Source organism: Aeromonas sp. A600620 (assembly GCF_029479985.1).
GTDB classification, from domain to species: Bacteria; Pseudomonadota; Gammaproteobacteria; order Enterobacterales; family Aeromonadaceae; genus Aeromonas; species Aeromonas veronii_A.
Genome location: NZ_JAAKXB010000014.1, coordinates 1 through 24342, shown reverse-complemented (window position 1 = coordinate 24342; position 24342 = coordinate 1). Strand labels below are relative to the sequence as shown.

Here is a 24342-nt window from a genome sequence, read left to right as displayed (position 1 = left end):
ATGAACAAAAGCGTGATGGTGCTTCTGCTTGGCTGGTTGTTCAGCCTGTCGGTCTGGGCTGGCCAGAGCCCTCAAGGCAACGATTCCGCCTACCGGCTGGCGCCGGGGGACGAGGTCGAAATCCGGGTGTATGGCGAGCCGGATCTGTCGATGAAGTTCAAGGTCGATACCAGTGGCCACGTCAATTACCCCTATCTGGGTCAGGTGTTGCTGATGGGCCATACCACCGCTGAGGTGGCCGAGCTGCTGACCAGAGGGCTCAAGCACGGCGTGCTGCTCGATCCCATGGTGACGGTCAACGTGACCACTTTCCGACAGGTGTTTGTTGCTGGCGAGGTGGCTCACCCGGGGGGCTACGAATACCAGCCCGGCCTGACGGTGGAGAAGGCCGTCGCGTTGGCGGGTGGTTTCACCGATCGCGCCGCCAGACGGGATATCAGCCTGCGCCTCAATGGCAGCGATCAGTTGCTGGAAGAGGTGAGCCTGCAACGGCAGCTCAATCCCGGCGACATCATCACCATCGAACAAAGTTTCTTCTGATCCAGGACGCTCTTCATGACTTCATTGTTGGTTGAAAATGGCCGTGCGCTAGAGAGTCGCCTCGATTTCAGCGGCCCCTGGCGGGTGCTCAAGGCAAACTGGTGGAAGGTGGTATTGTTTGCCGCCGTGGTGACCCTGGCGGCAGCCCCCTTTATCCTCAGCATGCCGCCCTATTATCAATCCAGTGCGACCCTGCTGCTGAAGGCAGATGCCAACAGCGCTTCCCCTATCGAGCCCGTCTACCGGGTCGATACCAGCCGCCGCGAGTACTACAACACCCAGTTCGAGCTGCTCAAGTCACGCCGGGTAGCCGAGAAGGTGGTTACTCATCTGGGTTTGGCCGAGTTGCCGGAATTCAACGGGCAGCCCAATCCCGACAGCTGGCTGAGCCGCATCAAGGGGCTCTGGAGTGCCGCACATCAGGAGGATGCCTCCTCACGCCACCAGCATGCGCTGGAGTATCTGGCCAGACACCTGACCGTCTCGCCGGTGCGCGATACCCAGCTGGTCAGCATAGGGTTCGAATCCCGCTCTCCCGAGCTGGCCGCCAGCGTCGCCAATGAGGTGGCCCAGACTTACATCGATCTCAATGTGGAGGAGCGGGTCGATGCCAACACCACGGCATCGCACTGGAACCAGAGCCGGCTGGTGGAGATAAAGGCCAGTCTGGAGAAGCAGGAGAAGCAGCTCGGCGATTTTCTTGCCCGCAATGATCTGCTGACGTTTCGCGGCGTAGATGGTCTGCAAACCGAAGAGCTCGGTATCATCACCAACAAGTACGCGGATGCACGCGAGCGGCGGCTGGCGGCGCAGGCCGAATTCCAGTCCATTCAGGAGTACGGCCGCAATCCGGCGGCGCTGGCTTCCCTGCCCGAGGTCTCCAACCACCCCCAGATGCAGGATCTGCGCATCGCCCTCATCAAGGCCCAGCAGGAGCTCTCCGAGCTGGCCAAGCGTTATGGCCCCAAGCATGACCGTATTCTGCAGGCCGAAGCGCGCATCAAGGCGCTCAATACCCAGTCAAACCAGCTGATGCGGGAGATTGCCGACGGTATCGAGGATCGCTACCAGAGCAGCCAGCGCAAGGAGCAGGAGTATCTCGCCCAGCTTGACGAGAAGAAGCGGGAGTTCTCCTCGCTGGCGGTCAAGAAGGATGAGTACAACAATCTGAAGAACAATATCGACAAGACCCGTCAGCTCTATAACGAGCTGTTCCGCCGTCAGGAAGAGACCCGCCTGAACGCTCAGTTGCACGAGTCGAATGCCATCCTCTACGATGCTGCATCGGTGCCCTTGTTGCCAGCCAAGCCAAACAAGATGCTGTTTCTGCTGATGGTGGTGATCATGGCGGGCATGGTTGCCGTGCTGGCCGTCATCACTGCCGGAGCACTGCGCAATACCCTGGATCGTCTGAGCCAGCTGGTCTCCCAGCTCGGTGGGCGGGTGCTTGGCGAAATCCCGCGGCTGGCAGCCTTGCAGGATCAGAGTGCACTGCTGCGGGTGGGAGCGGTCAATCCCAGAGTATGTGCCAGTGCCGATGACCTCTACGCCATCATGCGGCTGGAGTCGGGTCAGCTGCAGCGCATCATGATCACCTCGACCGGTGCTGGTGAGGGCAAGTCGACGCTGGCGGCTCTCTGTGCCGCCAGCTTTGCCCGCCATGAGCGAGTGCTGCTGGTGGATGGGGATCTGCGCCGGGGCTCCCTTGGTCGCCAGTTGCTGGGGCAGGCAGCCAGACCGGGGTTAGCCGAGCTGCTCGCAGGCGAAGCCGATTTGGCTGCCTGTCTGGTGCCAAAAGAGGGATTGACCCTGCTACCGGCTGGCCAGCCGGTCTCCTCCCCGCTGGCACTGCTTGGCTCGCCACGCTGGAGCGAACTGCTGGCAACCCTTGCCGGGCAGTTTGACCGCATCATAGTGGACACCCCTGCGCTGGAAGTCGGCAAGGATGCCCTGCTGCTGGGGCAACTGCTGGATGGTGCCATTCATGTGATCCAGTCCGGCCAGCTGCCGGCCAGTCGGGTGCTGAGCGTGCTGGCACAGCTGCGGGATGCCAGAGTGGCGGTGTTGGGGACAGTGCTGACCCAGGTCGCCGAGCGCGATCTGGAAGGGGCGGAGAACCTGAGATTCTGTGGTGCACCCACCTGGGGCGCGCTATGAAACTGCTGCGCAGCATCACCACCATAGGGGGTGCTTCCGTGTTATCCCAGCTGATCGGGGCGTTCTCGGTCTGGTCACTGTCGCACAAGTTCGACATGGCTGCGGTCGGGCTCTATGCCCTCAGCTACAGTCTGGTGCTGATCGGTGCCCAGCTTGCCACCTTTGCCTCGCAACTGCTGTTGCCCAAGCTGGAGGAGGCCGAGCTGCCCGGCAACCTGATCTTTTCCCTGTTGCAGGTCTGGCTGCTCCCCATCCCCTATGTGCTGGTGGTGGTCTGCTTTTTCTCGCTGCCGCTCTGGCCGCTCTACCTGCTGACCGTGACCCACGGGCTGCTCCTCATCGCCGAGAATCTGGCCCTGCGGGCCGGCCACTACCAGCGGCTCGGTCTGCAGCGTATCTCGGCCTCTGCCGTGGTGCTGCTCTGTCTGCTGTTGGCCCCTGACATGGCGCACTTCTATCAGTTATGGGCCTGTCTGCTGCTGGTGGTGATCGGGGGCTGGTTGTGGTCTGCCTTTACCTGGCACAGTGCCATGCTGAGGGAGGCTGCCCCGCGCCGCTTGCAGCACTTCTTCTCCCGCCATAAAGCGCATCTGGCTGGTGTCGGCAGTGCCGAGGTGCTGGCGATGGTGACGGCCAATCTGCCGACCGTGTTGATCAACTTCTGGTTTTCCCCTCTGGTGGCGGGCTACTTTGCCGTGGTCAACCGCTTCTGTCTGGCGCCCGTGGTGATTGTTGGCAACGCCATCCGCCACTCCATCTTCTCGCGATGGTCGGAGGATTTTCGCCAGCGCCGTTTCAACGGGGAGGAGTTTCGCAAGGTGAAGCGGCTGCTGCTGGCGATGGGCAGTGCGGCCACCCTCGGGATCCTCATCTGCTATCCGCTGGTGATGAAGTGGTTCTTCAATGCGGAGTGGATCGCCTCCATCGATACCTCCCGCTACATGTTGCCCTATGTCTTTACTGCGGTGGCCATCTGCCCGCTGACCGTAATCGAGCTGGTGTTCGGCTCGCCCCGCTACTTTTTGCAGATCCAGCTTGAGCAGCTGCTGGTCGTGGTGATTGCCTTCGTGCTGTTGCCCTGGTTGCAGCAGGAGTACGAGCTCTGCGTGCTGGCCTTCTCTCTGCTGACTGCGGTGCGCTACGGCTTCGTCTTTTTGCGGGTCAACCGCCGGGCTGCCGAGTTGCAGGGGCGGATGGATCTGCCCTCGTGAACAGTGCCCTCATCATGCAGGCCAATCTGCTGCTGTCGCTGGTGATCTGCGGCCTGGCCCAGTACGTCACCGGTATTACGGCCTTCCTCTGGCTGCCCTTCCTGCTGGCGATTGCCACCTTGATGTTGCTGCTGCTGCAGACGCGTTACAGCCCGTTGCGGCTCGACTATCAGGAGAAGGTGCTGCTGCTGCTCTACTGCGGCTTGCTGGTGCTGGCGCTGCTGGGCACCCTGCTTCAGCAGGGGGGCATGGTGACTATCATCGGTTTCAAGAACGAGCTGGCGCTCTCTCTGCTGCTTCCCTGCCTGTTGCTCGGCTTTTGCCGCGAGTCACAGATTTACCGCATCATGAAGCTGGTGGAGTGGGTCTTCTACCTGCAGATCCCGGTGGTGCTGTTTCAGGTGCTGGTGGTGGTGCCGAAGCGGGTGGCAATGCGCGGCGAGTTTGAGAAGTGGGACTCGGTGGTCGGTACTTTCGGGGGGGATCCCATGGGTGGCGGCAATACCGGTGCACTCGGCTTCTTCTGCCTGCTGGTTATGCTGATCAAGCTCTCCGAGTTTCGCCACGGCCTCATTTCGCGTCGTTCGGTCGCTTTTCACATTCTTGCCGCCTTTGCCATTTGCGTGCTGGCCGAGGTGAAGTTCGTCATCCTGTTGTCCCCCTTGCTGCTGGCCTGGGTCTGGCTCTCGCCAAGCTATGTCAGGGGGATGAAGAGCTATGACCTCAAGCGTCTGTTGCTGATTGCGCTGGCGATGACTGCACTGGTGGCCGTGGCCGTTCTGGTGCTGGCTGCCTCCTACTCATCCGCGTTCGAGGGGGCCGGGCAACAGGGGGCCATTGAGCTGTTTATCGACTCCCTCGGCTATATCTTCGATCCCAACCACATCAACCCGGAAACCGGCGAGCTGGGGCGGGTGACGACTCTCTTTTTCTGGGCCAGCAACGGTGATCACCACGGTCTCAGCAATCTGCTGTTTGGTTATGGCCTCAACACCACCAACCATGGCAGCACCCTGCCCGGTTTTCTCAACCCCCTGTTCAACGTGCTGCTCGACTCCACCTCCCTCAGCGTGTTGCTGTGGGAGGTGGGGCTGATGGGCACCCTGATCTTCATCGCGCTGATCGTTCTGCTGCTCTGGTGCTGCCGTCCCCGCCCGTTGCTGGATCGCCAGCTGCTGAGCGCGGCAGATGTGCTTCTGCTCAGCTACCAACCCGCTTTCATCGCGTTCGGGATCGCCTGCCTGCTGAGCTTGCCTTACAGCCAGCTGCTGATGCTGATCCCGGTGCAGCAGTTCCTCTTCTATTTCGTGCTGGGTGCCGCCCTGGTGATCCGTTCTTCGGTTCGGCAGGCCACCAGCTCTTGTGAGGTGTCATGACTCCATCCCCCCTTATCTCCGTCATCATCAAGACCTACAACGAGGAGGCAGGGATTGCCGACACCATAGCCAGCATCAGGAGCGCTCTGGCCGACTACTCCCACCAGATTATCGTGGCGGACAGTCTCTCGACCGACCGTACCCAGTCGATCGCCTGCCAGCTGGGAGTGACTGTGGTGAGCCTGACCAACCCGGCCGATCGCTGTTGTGGTGTGGGGCCACAGCTTGGCTACCTCTTCAGCGAAGGGGAGTTCCTGCTGCTGCTTGATGGCGACATGAAGCTGGAGCCGGAGTTTGTGCCGGCCGCTATTGCGCACATGCACTCCCACCCCGAATGCGGTGGCGTGGCCGGGCGGGCCGAGATGGATGATGCCCACAGCTATGAGTTCAAGTCGCGCAAGCAGCGCATCAACCAGATCTACCCGCTGGGCGAGTCGCGCTGGCTGTGTGGTGGCGGCCTGTTTCGACGCCGCGCCATCGAGCAGATCGGCTATCTCACCAATCGCAACCTGCACGGTTACGAAGAGGCGGAGCTGGGCATCCGGCTGCGTCAGGCGGGCTATCGGCTGGAGCGGCTCGATGTCCCCTTCTTCTTTCACACCTCCCACACCATGGACTCCCTTGCCCTGATCCGTTACCGCTGGCGCATGGGGTATCTGTTTGCCAGCGGCGAGCTGGTGCGCTCGGCGTGGGGGCAGCCCTATTTTCGCGAGGTGCTGTCGGTGATCCGCTCCGAGCTGCTGTTCGGACTCTACCTGCTGGCACTCCTGTTCTGCGTGCTGCTTTTCGTAGCCGGGCTGCCGTTCTGGTTGCCGCTGCTGGCGCTGGCACCGCTGGGTGGCTTCATCGCTCTCAAGTGGTTGAAGAACTGCTCCCTGCAAGATGCCCTGCGCAGTGTCATGAACCTCTCCATCTATGCAGCCGGGCTGGTGCGCGGCCTGCTGTTGCCCCAGCGCTCCCCGCGCGAGGCGCCCGCCCATCGTCTGATCCAGGAGTCATTGCCGTGAAGGTGCTCTTTGCCAACAAGTTCTTTTTCATGAAGGGAGGTGCCGAGACAGTCCTCTTTCAGGAGCGGGAGATGGTGCGTCAGGCGGGTCATCAGGTGATCGACTTTGCCATGCAGCATCCGGATAACCTCCCCTCACCCCAGAGTGGCTACTTTCTGGCCAACGTCGATTATCACCAGCGGCACGGGCTCTTCGATCGGCTGAAGATCGCCGCTCGCTTCATCCACAATCAGGAGGCCTGTGATCGGTTGGCGGAGCTTATCCGTGCCGAGCGGCCCGATATCGTTCACTTTCACAACATCTACCACCAGCTCACCCCGGCGATCATCCGGGTGGCCAAATCCCTGGGCTGCAAGACGGTGCTGACAGCCCACGACTACAAGGTGGCTTGTCCCAACTACAGCATGCTGGTCGATGGCGAGCCGTTCGATCTGACCCGGCTCGAGGGTTCCTGGCTCAAGCTGTTTCGCCATCAGTGGCAGGAGGGGTCGTGGGGCAAGAGCCTGCTGCTCTCTGCCGAGGCGGCCTGGCAACAGTGGTGCCGCAACTACGAGCAGGTCGATGCATTGGTGGCGCCGAGCGCCTTCATGGCCGGGATGCTTCGTACCCGGCTGCCCGCTTCCCGCATCGAGGTGATCCTCAATGGCATCGATGTCGAGTCGAGCCGCGAAAGCGGAGAGGATCGGGGGTACTTTCTGTTCCTCGGCCGCCTGATGGCCGAGAAAGGGGTCGAGACGCTTGCCCGTGCCCATCAGCGCATGACGCGGCCGGCGGGCCTCAAAATTGTGGGCGGTGGCCCGCTGCTGGCGCACCTAGGTCAGCATTATCCCAATGCCGAACTGCTGGGGTTCAAGCAGGGGGAAGAGTTGCTCGATCTGTTGCGCCACGCCAAGGCCGTGGTGGTGCCGTCCGAGTGGTACGAGAACTGCTCCATGTCGGTACTGGAGGCGATGGCCTATGGCAAACCGGTGATCGGGGCTCGAATTGGCGGGATTCCGGAGCAGATCCGCGATGGTCTCGATGGCCTGCTGTTCGAGGCGGGCAATGCCGACGAGCTGGCTCGCTGCATGGACAGGCTGGTGGCCGAGCCGGAGCAGACGGCGGCCATGGGGCGTTCGGCCCGCCAGCGGCTGATCGACAACTACTCCCTTGCCAGCCACCAGCAAGCCCTGCTGGCGCTCTACCAGTCGTTGCTGGAGGAGCAGAGATGAGTTTCTGGCACGATCTGAAAGCCGAACTGGCGCTCAATCCGAGCAAGACGGCGCGCCTGTTCCTGCTCTGCTACCGGCTGGCACAGGGAGGCCGCTTTATGAGGTTGCCCTGCTTGTTGCTGCTCAAGGGATTCAAGCTGCTGTGCGGCCTCGATATCTCGCCAAGAGCCCGGCTGGGTTGGGGCCTGCGCCTCTATCACCCGCAGAATATCGTCATCGGTGACGGCGTGCAGATGGGGCGTGACTGCATCCTGCGCCACAACTGCACCCTGGGCAACAAGCCAGATCGTCAGAGCGGTCAGCTCCTCTCGCCCAGCGTGGGGGACGGGGTCGAGTTCGGCACCGGCGCCATCGTTATCGGGGCCATCGCCATTGGTGATCATGCCTGTGTCGGTGCCGGCGCCGTCGTTACTCGTTCCGTCCCGGCTCGCGCCGTTGTTGCGGGCAATCCCGCCAGAATCATTCGAGAAGATCATGAAGCAGATTAGTGTGACCGTGCTCGGTACCCGGGGGATCCCCCATGTACTGGGCGGTGTCGAAACCCATTGTCAGTCCCTCTACCCGGAGCTGCACCGCCAGTTCGAAGTGGCCGCGACCGTGCTGGCTCGCGCCCCCTATGTGAATTACCGAAGCGGCGAGTTTGAAGGGGTGGCTCTCAAGGCGTTGCCCGCCCCCAAAAAGAAGTCGCTGGAGGCAATCCTTCACTCTCTGCTCGCGGCTTTTTACTGCCGCCGTCATGCCTGCGATCTGGTGCATGTCCATGCCATCGGCCCGGGTCTGGTGGTACCGCTGCTGAGGTTGCTTGGCAAGCGGGTGGTCTTTACCCATCACGGTCCCGACTATGACCGCCAGAAGTGGGGGGCGCTGGCCAAGTGGGTATTACGCCTTGGCGAGCGCTGGGCGGTACGTTATGCCAGCGAGGTGATCGTCATCTCCGAAGTGATCAACGAGGTGATCCGCCGCCAGTACGATCGCCAGGATGCCCACCTCATCTACAACGGGGTGAAACGGGTCGAGCTACCGGCAGCGGACAAGAGGGAACTGACGCTGGCCCGTTTCGGACTGACCGCTGGCAGCTATCTGGTGGCGGTGGGCCGCTTCGTCGAGGAGAAGGGGCTGCACGATCTCATTGCAGCCTATCGCCAGCTTGATACCGAGCTGCCGCTGGTGCTGGTGGGGGATACGGATCACCCTACCCCCTATAGCGAGCGCTTGCAGCGAATAGCGGATGAAACACCGGGGGTGATCCGTACCGGTTTCCTCAATGGCGAGGCGCTGATCAGCGTCTTTTCACAGGCGGCCCTGTTTGCCATGCCCTCTTATCACGAGGGGTTGCCGATAGCCCTGCTGGAGGCGCTCTCCTTCTCCCTGCCGGTGGTGGTGAGCGACATTCCCGCCAATCTGGCGGTGGCGCTGCAACAGGAGTGCTATTTCCCGGTCGGCGATGTGAGTGCACTGGCTGAGCGGCTCAACGCCCAGTTGACTCGCGGCAAGGTCGATTACAGCGACTATCTGCAACGGTATGACTGGCAGCGGATCGCCGGTCAGACCATGGAGGTCTACCGCAAGGCTTTGGGCTTGCCCGCAGGAGAAAACCAATGAGCCAATTACCGCAGAAAACGCAGGGGGCGATCGACCGCTTCTACCGTGCTCTCTCCCCCGAGGTGGGCGAGAGCCTGAGTGAAACCCAGCGCGACGGTATCGAGCAGGCGCTGCGGCTGATGAGTGATGGCAAGTCGCACGCCATCAACGTCAACAGCGCCTTCGGCATCGGTCGCTGGCGCTGCTATCTGGTGGTGTTGATGGGACGGGATCGCCGTCATCGCGGGCGGGAGAGCGGCTTTCGCTTTCACCTAAAGGTGCTGCTGACCACCCTGCTGTTACTGCTGGGGATCTGCGGCATGGTGCTGCTGCTCTATCTGGTGAAGTCGGCCCTTGGCATCGACATCTTCAAGCACTTCTCGTTCGGGGTGTGGGATCTGTTTAAAAAGATCGTGCTGATGTAATGAAAGAGGGCTCCTGCGGGAGCCCTCTTGCGTTACTGGATGTCTATCTCGGCCAGACGATACCAGCCACTCTCTTCCAGACCGGCAATGCCGAGCTGCAGGGCGGGCTGCTTGTCCTGACCGATGAAGGCCAGCTCGAGATAGTAGTGACCGCGTGCCATCCGGCCCGGCAGGGTCAGGCTGTCGCGAGTGGTAGCCTTGCTGCCCGGGATCCAGCGGGTCATGTCGTTGCGGGTCACCAGCATGGCGCCGACCTGGCCTTCCTCGTTGACCAGCCGGTAAGTGAGCGGCCAGTTGCGATAGGCCGGCGCTACCCCGTCGTTGTGCCAGTCGCCGTTGAGGGTAAGGGTAGCCCCCGGCTTCATGGTTCCCTTTAGGGTCAGCTGGTCCAGCACGATGCGATAGCCCAGCTTGCGCAGGGCATTGTCGACGATGGGTCGATATTGGGGGGGAACCGGATCCGACTTGAGATTGATGGTGGAGGCGTGTTGGGCCAGCGCCCAGTCAAAGGTGGCCTTGACCTCCTCCATGGTGTACTGCTGCTGGCCTGGCCACTCGCTCAGCTTGCCGCACACCTCGAAACTGACCGGCGCCCGCTGCCAGCTGGAGTCGAAGTTCGCCACATCGGTGCGGGCGCTCGCCAGTCGTTCCGGGTAGGCGTTGCGCATGTGGCTCCAATTTTGGGAGAAGTGGTGCCAGTCGCCGAGGCAGTCTGCCCGCCAGCCAGCTCCCTTGCCCACGGCATACTCAAACATGGGCAGGTTGTTGATGAGCATCAGCTTGGGGGTTCGCGGAAAAGCGGCCATCTGCAGGTCAACATAGGGTTTGAGCTGCTCGCTGCTGTAGCGCTGTTCCAGCGTCGGGCCAGGGAAGTTGCTCATGTGCCACTCTCCCCATGAACCTATCATGCCGATGTCGACATGACTCAGCGCCGGGTTGCCATCGTAATGGGCACCCAGCGCCTGAAACAGCCGGGTGGCACGGGCGAGGAACTGCGGGTCGCTGTAGTCGGGCACAAAGGTCTGGTGGTTGTTCACCCACTCTCCCCGAATCCCCTTGTTGATAAGCCACTCCGGGATCTTGCTGCCCGAGAAGGGCTCATCAAGGGTCATGACCCTGAGGGCGATCGACTGTTTCGGGGTGGCGTGCTGTGCCTGATCGATGGCCCTGTCGATCAGGGCAAAGTTGTATTCGCCCTCCCGTGGTTCCAGCTCGCTCCAGTAGAAACGGAAGTAGTCGACCGTACTGACCGGGTGTTCGGCCAGAGAGAGGGGATGACCCCAGCTGTTGTGAAACTCTTCGATACCGACGCCGGGATTGTGCAAGAGGTCGTCGACCGGTTCGGGATGAATGGTGAGGGTACCGGCCAGAGTTCCCTGAGCCCATAGCAAGCCGGAATAGAGCAGGTTCCTGCCCGGATGCATTTTCATGTGATCGTCCGCCTGTGGAACATGGTTGCATGCTAGGAAATTGGCGGACAAAGGCCCAGCCGGTTCCGCTGTTTTCGAGAAGAACCGACTGAAGCCTTTGTTGTCTAGGTCAGAGATTGACGGAGGTTGTGCCCTCAGTCGTCATTGTCATGTCCGGCTGGGCGGGACTCGACACTCTGTTGCCCCATCACCTGATACCAGTCGAGCTTTCGGGTCAGCAGCATGATCAGCGCCAGGGTGGCGAACAGCAGCAGGGCGCCTAGCAGCAGAGCGATCTCTTCGGCCTGCAGCAGGCTGTAGAGAGTGGCATAGACCAGCCCGAGCAGCGCAGCAAAGCCGATCCCCTGCTTCGGGCCGCCCAGCACATGGCTGAGGTAGAAGCCGTTGAGCAGCACGCTGGCCAGCGCGGCCACCAGATAGGCCCAGCCAAAGCCGAGGTGTTCAGTCAGGGCCAGTAGCACCAGATAAAAGATGGCCAGCCCCATGCCCACCAGCGCGTACTGGATCGGGTGGACCCGCAGCCCCTTGAGCAGTTCGAACATAAAGAAGCTGATAAAGGTGAGACCGATGAAGAGCAGGGCATATTTGGCCGCCCGCTCGTTGAGCTGATAGTGATCCACCGGTTGCACCAGACTGACGCTGAAGGTGGGCAACACGCCCTCCCCGCCGTTCATCGCCCGGTTGAAGCGGCTCTCCATATCGGTGGCGAACCAGCTGGTCTGCCAGCTGGCGTTGAACCCCTCCTGATTGAGGCTGCGACTGGCCGGTAGGAAGTCGCCGATAAAGTTGGGGTGGGGCCAGTTGCCCGCCAGCTGCAGGGTGCTCTCCTTGCCCAGCGGGACTATGTCGAGGGCGTTCATCCCCTGTAGATTGAGCTCCAGATGGAAGGTGCCATCCTGCTGCGGCAGGCTGTCGATCGGGGCATGGATACCCGCGAGCGCATCACCGAGGCGGGCGCCGGGGGCAAACGGGATCCGCTGTGTGCCGAGTTGCAGTTCGGGGACGCTGTTGATACCGCGGGCATCGGAGAGTACCAGACTCAGGTAGGGTTTGCCTGCCACCAGCTCATCATCCCCGGCGAGCGGCGCGCTCTCTTGTAGTTGAGCTGCTGTCGGCAAACGGCCGGAGAGGGAGAGCCGGGTCTGATAGACCTGCGCCTGATAAATGCCGAGCTTGCGCGGGGTCACCTCCATGATGGCCTGCACGTCCAGCTGTTCCGGCAGCAGGTAGCGGTAGATCTGCTCCTGACGGACGAAGCGCTTGCCCTCCTGCTCGACCGTCACCGAACGGGTATAGGGCTGTACGATAATGGGCCCCATCAGTCGCTGCGGGCCGCTGCTGCTGGCCATGATGCTGTGAATGGCCTGACTGCGGTAAGCCTGACGCTCCCGGTTCAGCTCCATGATGGATTGCACCGGTACCATCAGCAGCAGGCTGAGCAACAGCAGCAGAAAGATCTTGTGGGTGAATATCTGTTTGACCATGACACGTCTCCTTGTTGGATGGAGTGAGTCTGCCGGCCGGACGTGAAGGGGGGATGGGCTTGTGTGAAGTGGTGGTGAAGGGGGATAAAAAAACCGGCATTGCGCCGGTTTCTGGAGGAATTACAGGGTCTTCAGCTTCCCGGGCAATGCGGCCAGCACCTCTTCTTTCGCCTTGAGGGAGGCGAACTGCTTGCCGGGCTTTTGCACCACGGTATGGACGAAGATCAGCTGTTTGCCCGGTTTGCTGGCCCAGCCGACGAACCAGCCAATCTGCTGATCGCGGTTGAGGCTGCCATCCAGCTTCTTCGGGTAGCCCATGCCGGTTTTGCCGTGGATCTGCCAGCCGTCGATCTCGCTCACCTTGAGGATATTGGCGGTGTACTGCAGGGTCTGCGCCGAGACCGGCAGCTTGCCGCTCAGCATCTTGCCGAGGAAGCGAGCCTGCTCCTCCGGACTGATGGCGAGGCTGGAGCTGAGCCAGGCCTGGGTCAGGCCGTCATGTTTGCCCGGATTGCCGGAGAGATCCCGGTTGCCGTAGTCGAAGCGGTCGACGTATTGCTGGAAGCGCTCCATCCCCAGCCATTCGGTGATCTGCTGGGAGAACCAGACCACCGAGTAGGTTTCCCAGCGGCGCGGGGTGGTGGTTTCACGCCAGGCGGGCAGCCAGCCGTCATAGCTCGGTTTGTAAGGCAGTGCCGGATGCTCTTCATCCACCAGATAGCCGCTGTCGTAACCCATCAGCGCGAGCGGGATCTTGAAGGTGGACGCGGGTGGCAGCTGGCTGGAGCAGTCCCCTTCGCTGGAGAGGGTCTGGCCGTTGCCGTCAGCATAGAGAAAGCAGCCGCTGGCGGCGGAGGCAGGCAGGGCTGCGAGCAAACTGGCAGCCAGCAGGCTGGAGAGAAGCAGGCGGGACATAGCATTTCCTTGAGCAAATGGATGAGAGAAAGCGGCAGTCTATAGCCGCTTTGTGTGGGGAGTGTGAAGTTGCAGGGCGGTGACTAGGTGAACGGCAGCCAGAGTTCCGCCAGCGCGCCCCCTTCCGGCCGGTTGCTCAGGGTCAGACGACCGCCATGCTGGTGGGCTACTTCATGGGCGAAGCTGAGCCCCAGACCGCTGCTCTTGCCCTTGTCCGGGCGCGGCAGGGAGTAGAAGCGCTCGAAGATGCGCGGCAGGGCGTAGTCGGGAATGCCGGGGCCGCAGTCGGTGACCCGAAAACAGTAGCCCTCCTCCTGCTGGCTGCCGCTTAGGGTGACCAGCCCGTTGGCGGGAGAGAAGTCGATGGCGTTGTCTAGCAGGTTGCCGATGGCCTGCTCCACCAGCAGTGGATCCCATTTCTGTTTCGGCGCGCTGGCCAGCTCGGCTACCAGTGCCACCTGACGGCGCTGGGCAATAATCTGGCGAGCATCGAGGGTGCGCTTGCCCAGTTTTGCCGGTTCCACCGACTGGCGATCTAGCCCCTGCCCCGACTCCAGCCGCGCCAGTTGCAGCATTCGCTCGATCAGCTGCTGCATGCGGGCGGTTTCCAGATTGATGTTGCCGATAAAGCGTTTGGCAACTTCGGGGGGCGGCGTTTCGGCCAAAATCTCCCCTGCCCCGCGAATAGCGGCCAGCGGGCTCTTCAGCTCGTGGGTCAGGCTGTGCACATAGGCTTCGATGTAGCTTTTGCCATCGAGCTGGTGGCGCATGGTCTCCAGCGAGCGGCCGAGCCGATCCAGCTCGACGGTGTGCAGCCGTGGCAGCGGTGCCACCTCCCCCTTGCTGACCGAGTCGGCGTAGTGCACCAGCTTGCCGATGGCGCGGTTGAGCCACCATACCAGCAGGCTGCCGATCAGCAGTGAGATGAGCAACATCTGGCCGCCGGCCCGCAGCAGCTCCTGTTCCCCCCGCTCGATGGCGGGCATCAGGGTGCGGTTGGGTTTGGCGACGGTGAGGGAGCCGATGATCTCGGCCCCTTCCCTCAGCGGTGCCGCCACATACATGGTCGAGCTGGCGGCATCGTCGGGATCGGTGCGGGTGCTGCGGGCGCCATACTGGCCACGCAGAGTGCGGTAGACATCGTTCCAGCGGGAATAATCCTTGCCCAGATCCGTGCCGTCGGAGTCGTAAATCACCATCCCCTTCTGGTCAGTGACATAGATGCGGTACTCCGCCTGCTGCTTGAGGTGGCCATCGATCATCGCATTGATGGGATTCTGGTTGAGGCGGGCGAAGGCGCTGGCCAACCGCCCGTTCATCATATTGCCCTCTTGCAGATCATCGAGGGCGAGCGGCGCCAGCAGCTGGGTCATGTCGACCAGAGTATCCTCGGTGGCGCTGCGCACCCCGGGTTTTATCTCCTCGACGAAGATCTCCAGTACAAACCAGGCGGCCAGCGCGAAGATCAGCAGCAGGCCGCACAGCAGTTGCAACCCGAGTCTCATGCCAGCTCCAGGCTGTAGCCCAGCCCGCGGTGGGTGAGGATCAGGTTGGCTTCTGGATCATGTTCGCGCAGCTTGGCGCGGATGGTCTTGATGTGGGTATCGACGGTGCGATCAAGACTCTCCTCCGCATCCTGCCACACCAGATCCATCAGCTGCTGGCGGGAGTAGACCCGCCCCGGCGCCTGCATCAGGGTCTTGAGCAGTAGATATTCGTAGCGGGTGAGGGCCAGCGGTTGGCCGCGAAAGTGAATGCGGGCCCGCTGCTCATCCAGTACCAGCAGGGTGCTGGGCTGGGGGGCGACCGGCTGGCTGCGGCGCAGGATGACCCGCACCCGGGCACACACTTCCCGTGGCGAGAAGGGTTTGGCCACATAGTCGTCGGCACCGATCTCCAGCCCGATCAGTCGGTCTATCTCCTCGCTGCGGGCGGTGAGGAACATCAGGGGGATATCGGTCAGCGCCCTCACCTGCTTGCAGAGTTCGAAGCCGCTGATGTCGGGCAGCCCCACATCGAGGATCAGGAAGTCGGGTCGCGTCTGTTCCAGTCGTGTCAGCAACTGCTGGCCCAGCATGAACCACTCCACCTCGAACCCGTCGGTCTGCAGGGCGTAAATCAGGGTGTCGGCGATGCTGGCCTCATCCTCCACCAGCCAGATGACTCTCTTTTGCATGGCATCCTCGTCGTAAATTGGCACCCCATTCTGGCATCGAACCAAATCGGATCCTATTTGCTGTTTTATTTTTCCGAAAAAGGGGCTAATATTTCGATGTTCTTTCGAATCGAAACTTAAAAATGACCAAACGTAATACTCAACAACGCCGCCACACCATAGTGACCCTGGTACAAGAGCAGGGTGAAGTGAGCGTCGACGCCCTTGCCAAACACTTTTCTACCTCCGAAGTGACCATCCGTAAAGATCTGGCGGTACTGGAGACCGGCGGTCTGCTGCTGCGCCGTTACGGTGGTGCCGTTCCCTTGCCAAACGAGATGGTGGTCGAGGTCAACCCTGAACAAGTTTCGAACCGAAAGTTAGCTATTGCCCGTTCGGCGGCCGAGCGGCTGCGTGATCACAACCGCGTCATCATCGACAGCGGCAGCACCACCAGCGCCATGATCCCCATGCTGGGCAACAAGCGCGGCCTCATAGTGATGACCAACTCCCTCAATGTGGCCGGTGCCCTGCGCGAGCTGGAAAATGAGCCTACCCTGTTAATGACCGGTGGCACTTGGGACCCTCACTCCGAATCCTTCCAGGGGCAGGTGGCGGAACAGGTGTTGCGCTCCTACGACTTCGACCAGCTCTTTATCGGTGCCGACGGCATCGACCCGGAGCGTGGCACCACCACCTTCAACGAGCTGGTGGGCCTGTCGCGGGTCATGGCCGAGGTATCGCGGGAGGTCATTGTGATGGTCGAATCGGAAAAGATCGGCCGCAAGATCCCCAATCTCGAACTTCCCTGGTCGAGCATCCATACCCTGGTGACCGACGAGGGGCTGGCCAGCGAGGCCAGAGAACAGATTCAAGCCCAGGGGGTGACGCTTATCTGCGCCCCGGTCACTTGCTGACACGAGCTCTGAACCATCCAACTGACTTTACGATTTGCATCTCAAGGAGAAGTGTATGTGTGGCATCGTCGGGGCTGTTGCCCAACGTGATGTGGCTGAAATTCTGGTAGAGGGCCTGCGCCGTCTGGAGTACCGCGGTTATGACTCAGCCGGTGTGGCCGTGTTCAGCGCCAACCAGCCGTTGCAGCGGGTTCGCCGTCTGGGCAAGGTGGCCGAGCTGGCCAAGGCGCTCGACGAGCAGTCCGTCCATGGTGGTACCGGCATCGCCCATACCCGCTGGGCCACTCACGGCGAGCCTTCCGAGCGCAATGCCCACCCCCACGTCTCCGAGCATATCGTGGTGGTGCACAACGGCATCATCGAGAACCACGAAGAGCTGCGGGAAGAATTGAAGGCGCTGGGTTATGTGTTCAGCTCCGACACCGATACCGAGGTGATTGCCCATCTGGTCCATCACGAGCTGAAGAGCGCCGGCAGCCTGCTGGCCGCCATGCAAACTGCGGTGAAGCAGCTGCGCGGTGCCTACGGTACCGTGGTGATGGACAGCCGCGACGACAGCCGCGTGGTGGTGGCCCGTTCCGGTTCACCGCTGGTGATCGGCCGCGGTATCGGCGAGAACTTTATCGCCTCCGACCAGATGGCGCTGCTGCCGGTGACCCGTCGCTTCATCTTCCTGGAAGAGGGTGATGTGGCCGAAGTGACCCGTCGCGATGTGCATATCTTCGATACCAACGGTAACGCCGTGGTGCGTGAAGAGCAGGAGTCCGAACTCTCCCACGATGCCGGTGACAAGGGCGAATACCGTCATTACATGCTCAAAGAGATCCACGAGCAACCCAAAGCGATCACCAACACCCTGGAAGGGCGTCTGGGCAGCGATCACGTGGTGGTCGAATCGTTCGGCAACGGCGCTCGCGCCATCTTTGACAAGGTCGAGCACGTGCAGATCGTCGCCTGCGGCACCTCCTATCACTCCGGCATGGTGGCTCGCTACTGGTTCGAAGAGATCGCTGGCGTCTCCTGCGATGTGGAGATCGCCTCCGAGTTCCGCTATCGCAAATCGGTAGTGCGCCCCAACAGCCTGCTGGTGACCCTCTCCCAGAGTGGCGAGACTGCCGATACCCTGGCGGCGCTGCGTCTGGCCAAGGAATCCGGCTACATGAGCTCGCTGGCTATCTGCAACGTGCCGGGCTCCTCGCTGGTGCGTGAATCGGATCTGGCTTTCATGACCCGCGCCGGTGCCGAAATCGGCGTGGCCTCCACCAAGGCGTTTACCACCCAGCTGGCTGGCCTGCTGATGTTGGTGGCCTCGGTCGGTCACTGCCGTGGCCACCTGAGCGCCGCCGCCGAAGCCGAACTGGTCAAGGCGCTGCAAGCCCTGCCGCTGCGTATTAAAGAGAGCCTGGCACTGGCCAAGGATATCGAAACCCTGGCCGAAGAGTTTGCCGACAAGCAGCACAGCCTGTTCCTCGGCCGTGGCAGCCAGTACCCCATCGCCATGGAGGGGGCGCTCAAGCTCAAAGAGATCTCCTACATCCACGCCGAAGCTTACGCCGCTGGCGAACTGAAGCACGGCCCGCTGGCGCTGATCGATGCCGAAATGCCCATTATTGTGGTGGCGCCGAACAACGATCTGCTGGAGAAGCTCAAGTCCAACGTGGAAGAGGTGCGCGCCCGTGGCGGTATCCTCTACGTGTTCGCCGATGCCGATACCGGCTTCAAGAGCGACGAGACCATGCGGGTCATGAACCTCAACCATGTGGAAGAGGTGATCGCCCCCATTGTCTATACCGTGCCGCTGCAGCTGCTCTCCTATCACGTTGCCCTGATCAAGGGCACCGACGTCGACCAGCCGCGCAACCTGGCAAAATCGGTGACCGTCGAGTAAGTCACTTTCTTAAATGATAAAGAGCCGCAATTGCGGCTCTTTTTGTTTCGGCTGAGGGGTTACGACAGCCGCAGGTTGGTGATGGTGACCTCGTCGAGGGAGGGCACAATGATGCCGCTGGTGATCCCTTTGGCGATGGCTTGACTGCGGTTCTTCGAGTCGGTCTTGTTGGTCACCTGGGTCAGGTGAAAGTTGACCGTCCGCTCACTGATGCCGAGGATGGTGGCGATCTCCCAGGAGGTCTTGCCCTCGCTTGCCCAGAACAGGCACTCCTTCTCCCGATCCGACAGTTCGGTCAGGTACTTCATCAGGTCAGGCCGGCTTTTGATCAGTTGCAGCGCGGAGTTGAAGATGTAGCTGGCGCAGAATGACAGCAAGGGAACGTTTTCAAACATCAGATCAGAGTTGGACTTCTCCTTGGTGATGAATGAGAGGATACCGTGCTCCCCCTGCGGGGTGTGGAGCGGGAAGGATACGCCGTTGCGCACCCCGAAATCGGCAGCCAGGTTCATCACGTCGCGGCTGGCGCTGGGTAGCCAGGGCGAGTCGCAGTCGAGTTTGTTCCAGAAGATAGGCTGGGTCTGTTTCAGCCCCAGATAGACCACCGGATCCTGGGTCAGATACTGGTTTTCGCTGTAGGCGTCAAACCAGCTGGTCGGACAGTTGTTGAACAGTGCCACGTGGGATTTCTGCATGCTGATGGGGAAAATAATCAACAGCCGGAAGTAATCAAAGCCCATTTGATGACTGAAGCGTTCCAGTTGTTGCTGGATATCGCTGGTTTTTGTTGCCTTGGTGAACTTGTCGATATGTTCCCAGATCGCATCGTTGAGCATGACTTTCTCCTTTTTCGATCTCTATCACACTGATCGAAAAGATTTTTTCTCGTTATTTATATTTGTGCGGTGGCTATTGGCGCCACTTATTCCGTGCGTGTCTAAAAATTATCCTGTTTTTGTGCATAAAGGCCAAGAAAATCCTCTCGTTGCCAGTCCGCCCCGCATTTGAGATAATGATAATAGTTATCATTAGTAAGATGTATTTCAATGAACAAATTATGGGGTGTGGCCCTGCTGCCACTGTCAGTCCACTTTGCTGCCATCGGGGATGAGCTGGTTGCTCCCGCCCTCAAGAACAGCATAGCTGCCGGGAAAGCCTCCCAGCAGCGGGTGGAAAAAGCCGCCGATGCCGCCGTTGCCGCACGACTGGAGCTGCAAAATGCCCAGCTGCAACTGCGCGACCTCGAAGCCTACAACCGCTACATGCAATCTCTGGTGGCCGATCAGCAAAATGAGCTGGGTAAATTGAGTCAGCAGCTGGAAGCGGTGCAAGAGACCCGTCAGGGCTTGATCCCGCTGATGTTGCAGATGCAGGCAGATCTGGAACTGCTGGTGCAAAACGACATCCCGCTGCGCAAGGAAGATCGTTTGGCGCGGGTTGAACAGTTGAAAGCGACCCTGGCCCGCGCAGACGTTAGCGAGGCAGAGAAATTCCGTCAGCTGCTGCAGGCCTATCAGATCGAAGCCGAGTACGGCAGCCGGATGGACAGCTATTCCGCCGAGCTGGAGCTGGATGGTGCTCCTCGTCGGGTCGATGTGCTGGCGCTGGGTCGGGTCTCCCTGCTGGCAATGACGGCCGATCGCAGTCAGGCATGGCGCTGGTCTGCCGAGGCGAAGCAGTGGCAAGCCCTCGATAGCCAGTGGCTCTCCCCTATCGCCGAGGCAATGGATGTGGCCGCCGACAAGAAAGTTCCCCAGTTGCTCAATGTCCCCCTCTCTGTCAGCCGCAGTCAGGAGGCCCAATCATGAGAGTCACCATGAAGTGGTTCCCCCTCCTTATTGCCCTCTTCTGCGGTACCAACGCCGCTGTCGCCGATGAGTGGCAGCAGCAGGAACAGGCTCGTGAACAGCAGGCTCAGCAAGATCTGGCGACCGTTGCCAAGGAGCTCGGCACTGCCCGTGCCAGACTGGCCGAGGCCCAGCGCCTGAGCAAGGAGCTGGCTGGCAAGTTCGCCAGCAACGAGAAGCAGCTGGTCGAGCTTAACGCCCAGTGGGAGCAAGCCTCCGGCGACATGAACGAGATCTTCGCGGTCACCCGTCAGGGCGCCAGCGATGCGGTCAAGCTGCTGAGCGAATCCGCCGTCGAGGGCCAGTACCCGGAGCGTCTCGCCCCGCTGAAAGCCATGGCACAGGATAAACAGGTGCCGGATCGTGCCGCTCTCGCCCTGCTGCCCGCCACGCTGCTGCAGGAGATCCGCGAATCTGGCCGGATTGCCCAGTTCAACGGCAAGGTGCTCGATGCCCAGGGGGCTGCCAGCGAGCAGTCGCTGACCCGGGTTGGCAGTTTTGCCCTGCTGGGGAGCGAAGGCTTCCTGCAACCGACCGCCGAAGGCTTGAGCCCGGTACTGGGTCTGCCCGGTAGTGTGCTCTCTGCCGTTGCGGCTTATCAGGGTCAGGAAGGGGAAGCGCTGCCGCTGGATCCTTCTCATGGCACTCTGCTGGCGATGCTGGCACAGGCACCCACCTTCTGGCAGCAGGTACAGCAAGGTGGTCAGGTCGGCGCCATTATCGTGCTGCTGGCCGCTATCGGTTTGGGAATTGCTGCGGTACGGCTGTGGAGTCTCTCCCGCGAACTTACTCTGGTGCGCCGCCAGCTCAAGAGCGGCGAGTATCACGCCGACAACGCCCTCGGCCGGGTGCTGACGGTAGCAGACAAACACCCCGAGCTGAGCATGGAGACCCTCGAGCTGCGTCTTGATGAGGCGATCCTGCAGGAGACTCCTCGTATGGAGCGCGGTATCGGCATGGTCAAGGTAATCGCGGCCATCGCCCCCATGCTGGGTCTGCTCGGTACCGTAACCGGGATGATCGGCACCTTCCAGGCCATCACCCAGTTTGGCACCGGCGATCCCAAGATCATGGCGGGCGGCATCTCCATGGCGCTGGTTACCACGGTACAGGGTCTGGTTGCGGCAATTCCGCTGATCCTGGCTCACAGCCTGCTGCAATCCCGCTTCACCGAGCTCTCCAATGTGCTGGAGCAGCAGGTAGCCGGCATTCTGGCGGAGCGTGCCGAGAGCAATAACGGCGGGATGGAGCGAGCAGCATGATGCTCGACATCTGGCAACAGCTGCAGAGCTTCATGGGCCGTGGCGGCCCGGTGCTCTGGGTCATTCTGGCCCTGCTGGTGCTGATGTGGATTTTGATGATCGAGCGGTTGCTCTACCTCAATCTGGGTTTCGGCCCGCTGCAGCAACAGCTGCTCGGCCGCTGGCAGGCGCGCAGCGAGCGCCACAGTTGGCACGCCCGGGCGATCCGCAGCCGCTGGCTGGCGCAGGCGGAGCTGGAACTGAACCGTCATCTGATCTTCATCCGCACCCTAGTGGTGCTCTGCCCCATGCTGGGGCTGCTGGGCACTGTGACCGGCATGATCGGCGTATTCGATGCGTTGGCTGCGGCCAACCGCTTTAACCCGGAGAGCATGGCGGGCGGGATCTCCCGCGCCACTATCCCCACCATGGCAGGCATGGTGGTGGCGCTCTCCGGCGTGTTGTTACTCAGTCGGCTCGAGAGTCAGGCCAAGCGTGCGCTGGCCAAGACCCGGGACGGCCTGCGAGAAGAGAAGGTAATGCAATGAGACGGCAATCCAAACGCCAGCGTGACGAAGTGCAGATCGACATGACCCCCATGCTGGATATCGTGTTCATCATGCTGATCTTCTTTATTGTCACCACCTCCTTTGTGCGCGAAGCCGGACTCGAGGTACACAGACCCCAGGCCAGTCAGGCCAAGGCGCAGAAATCTTCCAGCATCATGCTGGCGATCGGGGCTCAGGGTCAGATCTTCCTCGACCGCAAGCAGATCGATGTAGAGCGGGTACAGGCCACCATCGCCCGTCTGCTGGCGGAGCAGCCCGATGCCAGTCTGGTGATCCAGGCCGACGAGCGAGTGCCCCATGGCAAGGTGGTGCGGGTGATGGATGAGGCCAAGGCGGCAGGCATCGCCAATATCGCTGTGGCGGTGGCGCCGAAATGAAATACAAGCTGATGAGCCTGGGGCTGGGGATTGCCCTCAGTCTGGGCATCCTGCTGTTTATGGCCACGCTGGTTGAACCGCCCAGAGGCGAGAAGGTGGCGAGCGAGCAGAAGCCCATTGTCATCAATATGCAGAACGAGGTGACCGAGGTGCAGGTGCGCGAGCGTCCGGTACCGCAGGAACCCGAGCCTCTGCCAGAGCCTCCCGCTGCATTGGCCTCGACACCGCTGCCGATGCCCGCTGCAGCCCCCTTGGCGGCCGTTGAGCCGAGTCTGGATCTGGTCTCCAGCCTCAGTGCGGTGCAGGTCTATGCCCCCGGCGTGGCGACCAGTACCGCACCGGTATTGAGTGGCAACTACCACGGCCAGCAGCAGGGAGCGGGTATCGGCGCCGGTGACATGCTGATGCCGCTGCAACGGATCGAGCCGGTCTACCCCTATCGTGCCCAGCAGTCAGGGATCGAAGGTTTCGTCACTCTGCGCTTTAGCGTGAATGCGGAAGGTGGCGTGCAGGATGTGGAAGTGGTCGAGGCCAAACCCAAGCGTCAGTTCGAGCGGGCAGCCATTCAGGCGATCAACAAGTGGCGCTATCAGCCGAGACCGGGCGCTACCGACAAGCTGGTGCAAGTCATCACGCTCAAATTCAAACTGGAGTCATAACTATGTTGCGGATCTGGATCTGTCTGCTGGCCCTGGTCGGCCAAGCCTGTCTGGCGATGGAGGTCAGCCCTCACTTCTCCCGTCAGCTTGAACCCGTGATGAAGCTCTATCAGTCCGGTCAGTGGCAACAAGCCCAGAGCAAGGCGTCCGGCCTCAAGCCAAATAGCGATGCCGAGCATGCCTGGCTGGCGCAGTTGCAAGCCTCGCTGGCGGCCAATCTGCAACAGACCGCCCAGGCGAGCCGTTATGTCGAACAGGCTCTTGCCTATAAAGAGTGGCCCGAGCAGCAACAGCTCCAGCTGCTGCGACTGCGCGGCGATATTCAGGCCCAGCAATCCAACTGGTCTGGTGCCATTGCCAGCTACAAGGCGGCACTGGCACTGAAGCAAGACGATGCACTGCGCCTGCGTCTGGCCGGCCTCTATTACCACAACAAGCAGTACGGTGACGCCGCCAGCCAGAGCGAACAGTTGTTGAAGAAGGGTTGGCAGAAGCAGGCCGCCATTATTCGTCTCTCCGCCCTCACCGCCCAGCAACGTTATGGCGTGGCTGCCGAGCAGGCGGCTGAGTTGATCAGCCACGAACCCAAAGAGAGCAAATGGTGGCAGCAGTCGGTGTCGCTCAACCTCTCCGCCAAACGTGGGGATCAGGCGTTGGCGCTGCTGCAGACTGCCATTGACAGAAAACAGATGGATGACGCGTCAGCCCGCAACCAGCTGATCCGCCTCTATGCCTGGCAAGGGCTGCCTTATCGTGGTGCCCGTCTGCTGGAGGCGGCCATGGCCAAGGGACAGATGAAGCAAAGTGCTGAAAACCGCCAACTGCTGGCCCAATTGTGGGAAGGAGCCCGGGAGTGGTCACAAGCGGTCGATAGCTGGCAGCTGCTCGCCAACCAGCACGGTCAGCCCAAAGCCGCCATGCGCGCCGCCGAACTGCTGCTGCAACAGGGCAAGACAGATGCTGCCATGACCCAGCTCGCTGCCATCAAGTCGGTGAAGGGCGAGCAAGGCAATCGTGCCAAAGCGTTGCTGGTGCAGGCACACCTTAATAAGGAGCAGTATGCCCAGGCGCTGGAACTGGCCCGTGAGCTGCAGCAACAGGATAACTGGCAGCAGAAGGCAACCAGCTGGGTCAACTATATCCGGGCACAAAGCGAAGAATTGAGCAAAAAAGCAGCGTAAAAGAGGTGCCAATGGGCTGTTTTGGGGTGTTCAGTTCGCTTTTTCAGCAAAAGAACGCATTTTTGCAAAAAGCCCTTGTCATCCCGGCGCGGCTCCCTATAATGCGCCCCTACCAGCACGGCGGAACACGCCGGACTGATGAGCCAGCTTCCTAGCGAAGTGGGCGCCGAA

General features: G+C 61.2%; 23 protein-coding genes. 17 read left to right on the top strand and 6 right to left on the bottom strand.

Features of this window, described 5'->3' with window-relative positions:
• From G5533_RS16175 to G5533_RS16135, 9 genes are read left to right on the top strand one after another with little or no spacing between them, the layout of a single operon-like run.
• Positions 1–540, top strand: a complete 540-nt coding sequence (locus tag G5533_RS16175; RefSeq protein ID WP_421231433.1) for a polysaccharide biosynthesis/export family protein — start codon at positions 1–3, stop codon at positions 538–540.
• Between the two features lie 15 nt (positions 541–555).
• Positions 556–2697: a GumC family protein gene (locus G5533_RS16170; RefSeq protein WP_441255074.1), complete on the top strand. Its 2142-nt coding sequence runs from the start codon at positions 556–558 to the stop codon at positions 2695–2697.
• A complete protein-coding gene (locus tag G5533_RS16165) occupies positions 2694–3908 on the top strand; it encodes a lipopolysaccharide biosynthesis protein (RefSeq protein ID WP_441255072.1) in 1215 nt (404 codons plus the stop codon). Before G5533_RS16170 ends, G5533_RS16165 begins: the two co-directional genes overlap by 4 nt.
• Entirely contained in the window at positions 3905–5284 is a 1380-nt protein-coding gene (locus tag G5533_RS16160; protein WP_441255070.1) for a hypothetical protein, read from the top strand. The genes G5533_RS16165 and G5533_RS16160 overlap by 4 nt, the downstream gene beginning before the upstream one ends.
• Positions 5281–6291, top strand: a complete 1011-nt coding sequence (locus G5533_RS16155) for a glycosyltransferase family 2 protein (RefSeq protein ID WP_441255069.1) — start codon at positions 5281–5283, stop codon at positions 6289–6291. The genes G5533_RS16160 and G5533_RS16155 overlap by 4 nt, the downstream gene beginning before the upstream one ends.
• On the top strand, positions 6288–7502 hold the full coding sequence (locus G5533_RS16150; protein WP_441255068.1) for a glycosyltransferase family 4 protein: 1215 nt from the start codon (positions 6288–6290) through the stop codon (positions 7500–7502). The genes G5533_RS16155 and G5533_RS16150 overlap by 4 nt, the downstream gene beginning before the upstream one ends.
• Entirely contained in the window at positions 7499–7990 is a 492-nt protein-coding gene (locus tag G5533_RS16145) for a serine acetyltransferase (protein ID WP_441255067.1), read from the top strand. Before G5533_RS16150 ends, G5533_RS16145 begins: the two co-directional genes overlap by 4 nt.
• On the top strand, positions 7977–9104 hold the full coding sequence (locus tag G5533_RS16140) for a glycosyltransferase family 4 protein (protein ID WP_421223518.1): 1128 nt from the start codon (positions 7977–7979) through the stop codon (positions 9102–9104). Before G5533_RS16145 ends, G5533_RS16140 begins: the two co-directional genes overlap by 14 nt.
• Positions 9101–9508 (top strand): hypothetical protein, encoded by a 408-nt coding sequence (locus G5533_RS16135; RefSeq protein WP_441255066.1) that lies wholly within the window; start codon positions 9101–9103, stop codon positions 9506–9508. Before G5533_RS16140 ends, G5533_RS16135 begins: the two co-directional genes overlap by 4 nt.
• 32 nt (positions 9509–9540) lie before the next feature.
• Here G5533_RS16135 and G5533_RS16130 read toward each other — a convergent pair whose 3' ends face one another.
• From G5533_RS16130 to blrA, 5 genes are all read right to left on the bottom strand, one after another.
• Positions 9541–10938, bottom strand: a complete 1398-nt coding sequence (locus tag G5533_RS16130; protein WP_421236156.1) for a DUF4832 domain-containing protein — start codon at positions 10936–10938, stop codon at positions 9541–9543.
• Positions 10939–11072: 134 nt separating this feature from the next.
• Positions 11073–12422 carry a cell envelope integrity protein CreD gene (gene creD / locus G5533_RS16125; protein WP_421255589.1) on the bottom strand — a complete coding sequence of 450 codons (1350 nt, stop codon included), beginning with the start codon at positions 12420–12422 and terminating at the stop codon, positions 11073–11075.
• Positions 12423–12542: 120 nt separating this feature from the next.
• Positions 12543–13337, bottom strand: coding sequence for an OXA-12 family class D beta-lactamase (blaOXA, locus tag G5533_RS16120; protein ID WP_263085054.1), 795 nt, complete (start codon positions 13335–13337; stop codon positions 12543–12545).
• An 83-nt stretch (positions 13338–13420) separates the two neighbouring features.
• Positions 13421–14842 carry a beta-lactam sensor histidine kinase BlrB gene (gene blrB / locus G5533_RS16115; protein WP_421223931.1) on the bottom strand — a complete coding sequence of 474 codons (1422 nt, stop codon included), beginning with the start codon at positions 14840–14842 and terminating at the stop codon, positions 13421–13423.
• Positions 14839–15513, bottom strand: a complete 675-nt coding sequence (gene blrA / locus G5533_RS16110; protein ID WP_157161682.1) for a beta-lactam response regulator transcription factor BlrA — start codon at positions 15511–15513, stop codon at positions 14839–14841. Before blrA ends, blrB begins: the two co-directional genes overlap by 4 nt.
• Positions 15514–15635: 122 nt before the next feature.
• On the opposite strand from blrA, the gene G5533_RS16105 reads away from it, so the two are divergent.
• A complete protein-coding gene (locus G5533_RS16105) occupies positions 15636–16409 on the top strand; it encodes a DeoR/GlpR family DNA-binding transcription regulator (RefSeq protein WP_421209781.1) in 774 nt (257 codons plus the stop codon).
• 55 nt (positions 16410–16464) lie between these two features.
• Entirely contained in the window at positions 16465–18297 is a 1833-nt protein-coding gene (gene glmS, locus G5533_RS16100; protein WP_005355853.1) for a glutamine--fructose-6-phosphate transaminase (isomerizing), read from the top strand.
• A gap of 59 nt (positions 18298–18356) precedes the next feature.
• On the opposite strand, the gene G5533_RS16095 is transcribed toward glmS, so the two are convergent.
• Positions 18357–19133, bottom strand: a complete 777-nt coding sequence (locus G5533_RS16095; RefSeq protein WP_216952456.1) for a helix-turn-helix transcriptional regulator — start codon at positions 19131–19133, stop codon at positions 18357–18359.
• A 210-nt stretch (positions 19134–19343) separates the two neighbouring features.
• Between G5533_RS16095 and G5533_RS16090 the strand changes: the two genes are divergently transcribed.
• From G5533_RS16090 to G5533_RS16065, 6 genes are read left to right on the top strand one after another with little or no spacing between them, the layout of a single operon-like run.
• On the top strand, positions 19344–20105 hold the full coding sequence (locus tag G5533_RS16090) for a DUF3450 domain-containing protein (protein WP_216979813.1): 762 nt from the start codon (positions 19344–19346) through the stop codon (positions 20103–20105).
• On the top strand, positions 20102–21406 hold the full coding sequence (locus G5533_RS16085; RefSeq protein WP_257691535.1) for a MotA/TolQ/ExbB proton channel family protein: 1305 nt from the start codon (positions 20102–20104) through the stop codon (positions 21404–21406). Before G5533_RS16090 ends, G5533_RS16085 begins: the two co-directional genes overlap by 4 nt.
• Positions 21403–21933: a MotA/TolQ/ExbB proton channel family protein gene (locus G5533_RS16080; protein ID WP_005339367.1), complete on the top strand. Its 531-nt coding sequence runs from the start codon at positions 21403–21405 to the stop codon at positions 21931–21933. The genes G5533_RS16085 and G5533_RS16080 overlap by 4 nt, the downstream gene beginning before the upstream one ends.
• Positions 21930–22331 (top strand): ExbD/TolR family protein, encoded by a 402-nt coding sequence (locus tag G5533_RS16075; RefSeq protein WP_005339369.1) that lies wholly within the window; start codon positions 21930–21932, stop codon positions 22329–22331. Before G5533_RS16080 ends, G5533_RS16075 begins: the two co-directional genes overlap by 4 nt.
• On the top strand, positions 22328–22990 hold the full coding sequence (locus G5533_RS16070; protein ID WP_005339371.1) for an energy transducer TonB: 663 nt from the start codon (positions 22328–22330) through the stop codon (positions 22988–22990). The genes G5533_RS16075 and G5533_RS16070 overlap by 4 nt, the downstream gene beginning before the upstream one ends.
• A 2-nt stretch (positions 22991–22992) precedes the next feature.
• Positions 22993–24171: a hypothetical protein gene (locus tag G5533_RS16065; RefSeq protein ID WP_421298890.1), complete on the top strand. Its 1179-nt coding sequence runs from the start codon at positions 22993–22995 to the stop codon at positions 24169–24171.
• Positions 24172–24342 lie beyond the last annotated feature (171 nt).

Excerpts from the sequence above, each read along its gene's own strand:
- G5533_RS16175 (WP_421231433.1), top strand. The coding sequence starts at position 1 with ATGAACAAAAGCGTGATGGTGCTTCTGCTTGGCTGGTTGTTCAGCCTG.
- G5533_RS16170 (WP_441255074.1), top strand. The coding sequence starts at position 556 with ATGACTTCATTGTTGGTTGAAAATGGCCGTGCGCTAGAGAGTCGCCTC.
- G5533_RS16165 (WP_441255072.1), top strand. The coding sequence starts at position 2,694 with ATGAAACTGCTGCGCAGCATCACCACCATAGGGGGTGCTTCCGTGTTA.
- G5533_RS16155 (WP_441255069.1), top strand. The coding sequence starts at position 5,281 with ATGACTCCATCCCCCCTTATCTCCGTCATCATCAAGACCTACAACGAG.
- G5533_RS16145 (WP_441255067.1), top strand. The coding sequence starts at position 7,499 with ATGAGTTTCTGGCACGATCTGAAAGCCGAACTGGCGCTCAATCCGAGC.
- G5533_RS16140 (WP_421223518.1), top strand. The coding sequence starts at position 7,977 with ATGAAGCAGATTAGTGTGACCGTGCTCGGTACCCGGGGGATCCCCCAT.
- G5533_RS16135 (WP_441255066.1), top strand. The coding sequence starts at position 9,101 with ATGAGCCAATTACCGCAGAAAACGCAGGGGGCGATCGACCGCTTCTAC.
- G5533_RS16130 (WP_421236156.1), bottom strand. The coding sequence starts at position 10,938 with ATGAAAATGCATCCGGGCAGGAACCTGCTCTATTCCGGCTTGCTATGG.
- creD (WP_421255589.1), bottom strand. The coding sequence starts at position 12,422 with ATGGTCAAACAGATATTCACCCACAAGATCTTTCTGCTGCTGTTGCTC.
- blaOXA (WP_263085054.1), bottom strand. The coding sequence starts at position 13,337 with ATGTCCCGCCTGCTTCTCTCCAGCCTGCTGGCTGCCAGTTTGCTCGCA.
- blrB (WP_421223931.1), bottom strand. The coding sequence starts at position 14,842 with ATGAGACTCGGGTTGCAACTGCTGTGCGGCCTGCTGCTGATCTTCGCG.
- blrA (WP_157161682.1), bottom strand. The coding sequence starts at position 15,513 with ATGCAAAAGAGAGTCATCTGGCTGGTGGAGGATGAGGCCAGCATCGCC.
- G5533_RS16105 (WP_421209781.1), top strand. The coding sequence starts at position 15,636 with ATGACCAAACGTAATACTCAACAACGCCGCCACACCATAGTGACCCTG.
- glmS (WP_005355853.1), top strand. The coding sequence starts at position 16,465 with ATGTGTGGCATCGTCGGGGCTGTTGCCCAACGTGATGTGGCTGAAATT.
- G5533_RS16095 (WP_216952456.1), bottom strand. The coding sequence starts at position 19,133 with ATGCTCAACGATGCGATCTGGGAACATATCGACAAGTTCACCAAGGCA.
- G5533_RS16090 (WP_216979813.1), top strand. The coding sequence starts at position 19,344 with ATGAACAAATTATGGGGTGTGGCCCTGCTGCCACTGTCAGTCCACTTT.
- G5533_RS16085 (WP_257691535.1), top strand. The coding sequence starts at position 20,102 with ATGAGAGTCACCATGAAGTGGTTCCCCCTCCTTATTGCCCTCTTCTGC.
- G5533_RS16080 (WP_005339367.1), top strand. The coding sequence starts at position 21,403 with ATGATGCTCGACATCTGGCAACAGCTGCAGAGCTTCATGGGCCGTGGC.
- G5533_RS16075 (WP_005339369.1), top strand. The coding sequence starts at position 21,930 with ATGAGACGGCAATCCAAACGCCAGCGTGACGAAGTGCAGATCGACATG.
- G5533_RS16070 (WP_005339371.1), top strand. The coding sequence starts at position 22,328 with ATGAAATACAAGCTGATGAGCCTGGGGCTGGGGATTGCCCTCAGTCTG.
- G5533_RS16065 (WP_421298890.1), top strand. The coding sequence starts at position 22,993 with ATGTTGCGGATCTGGATCTGTCTGCTGGCCCTGGTCGGCCAAGCCTGT.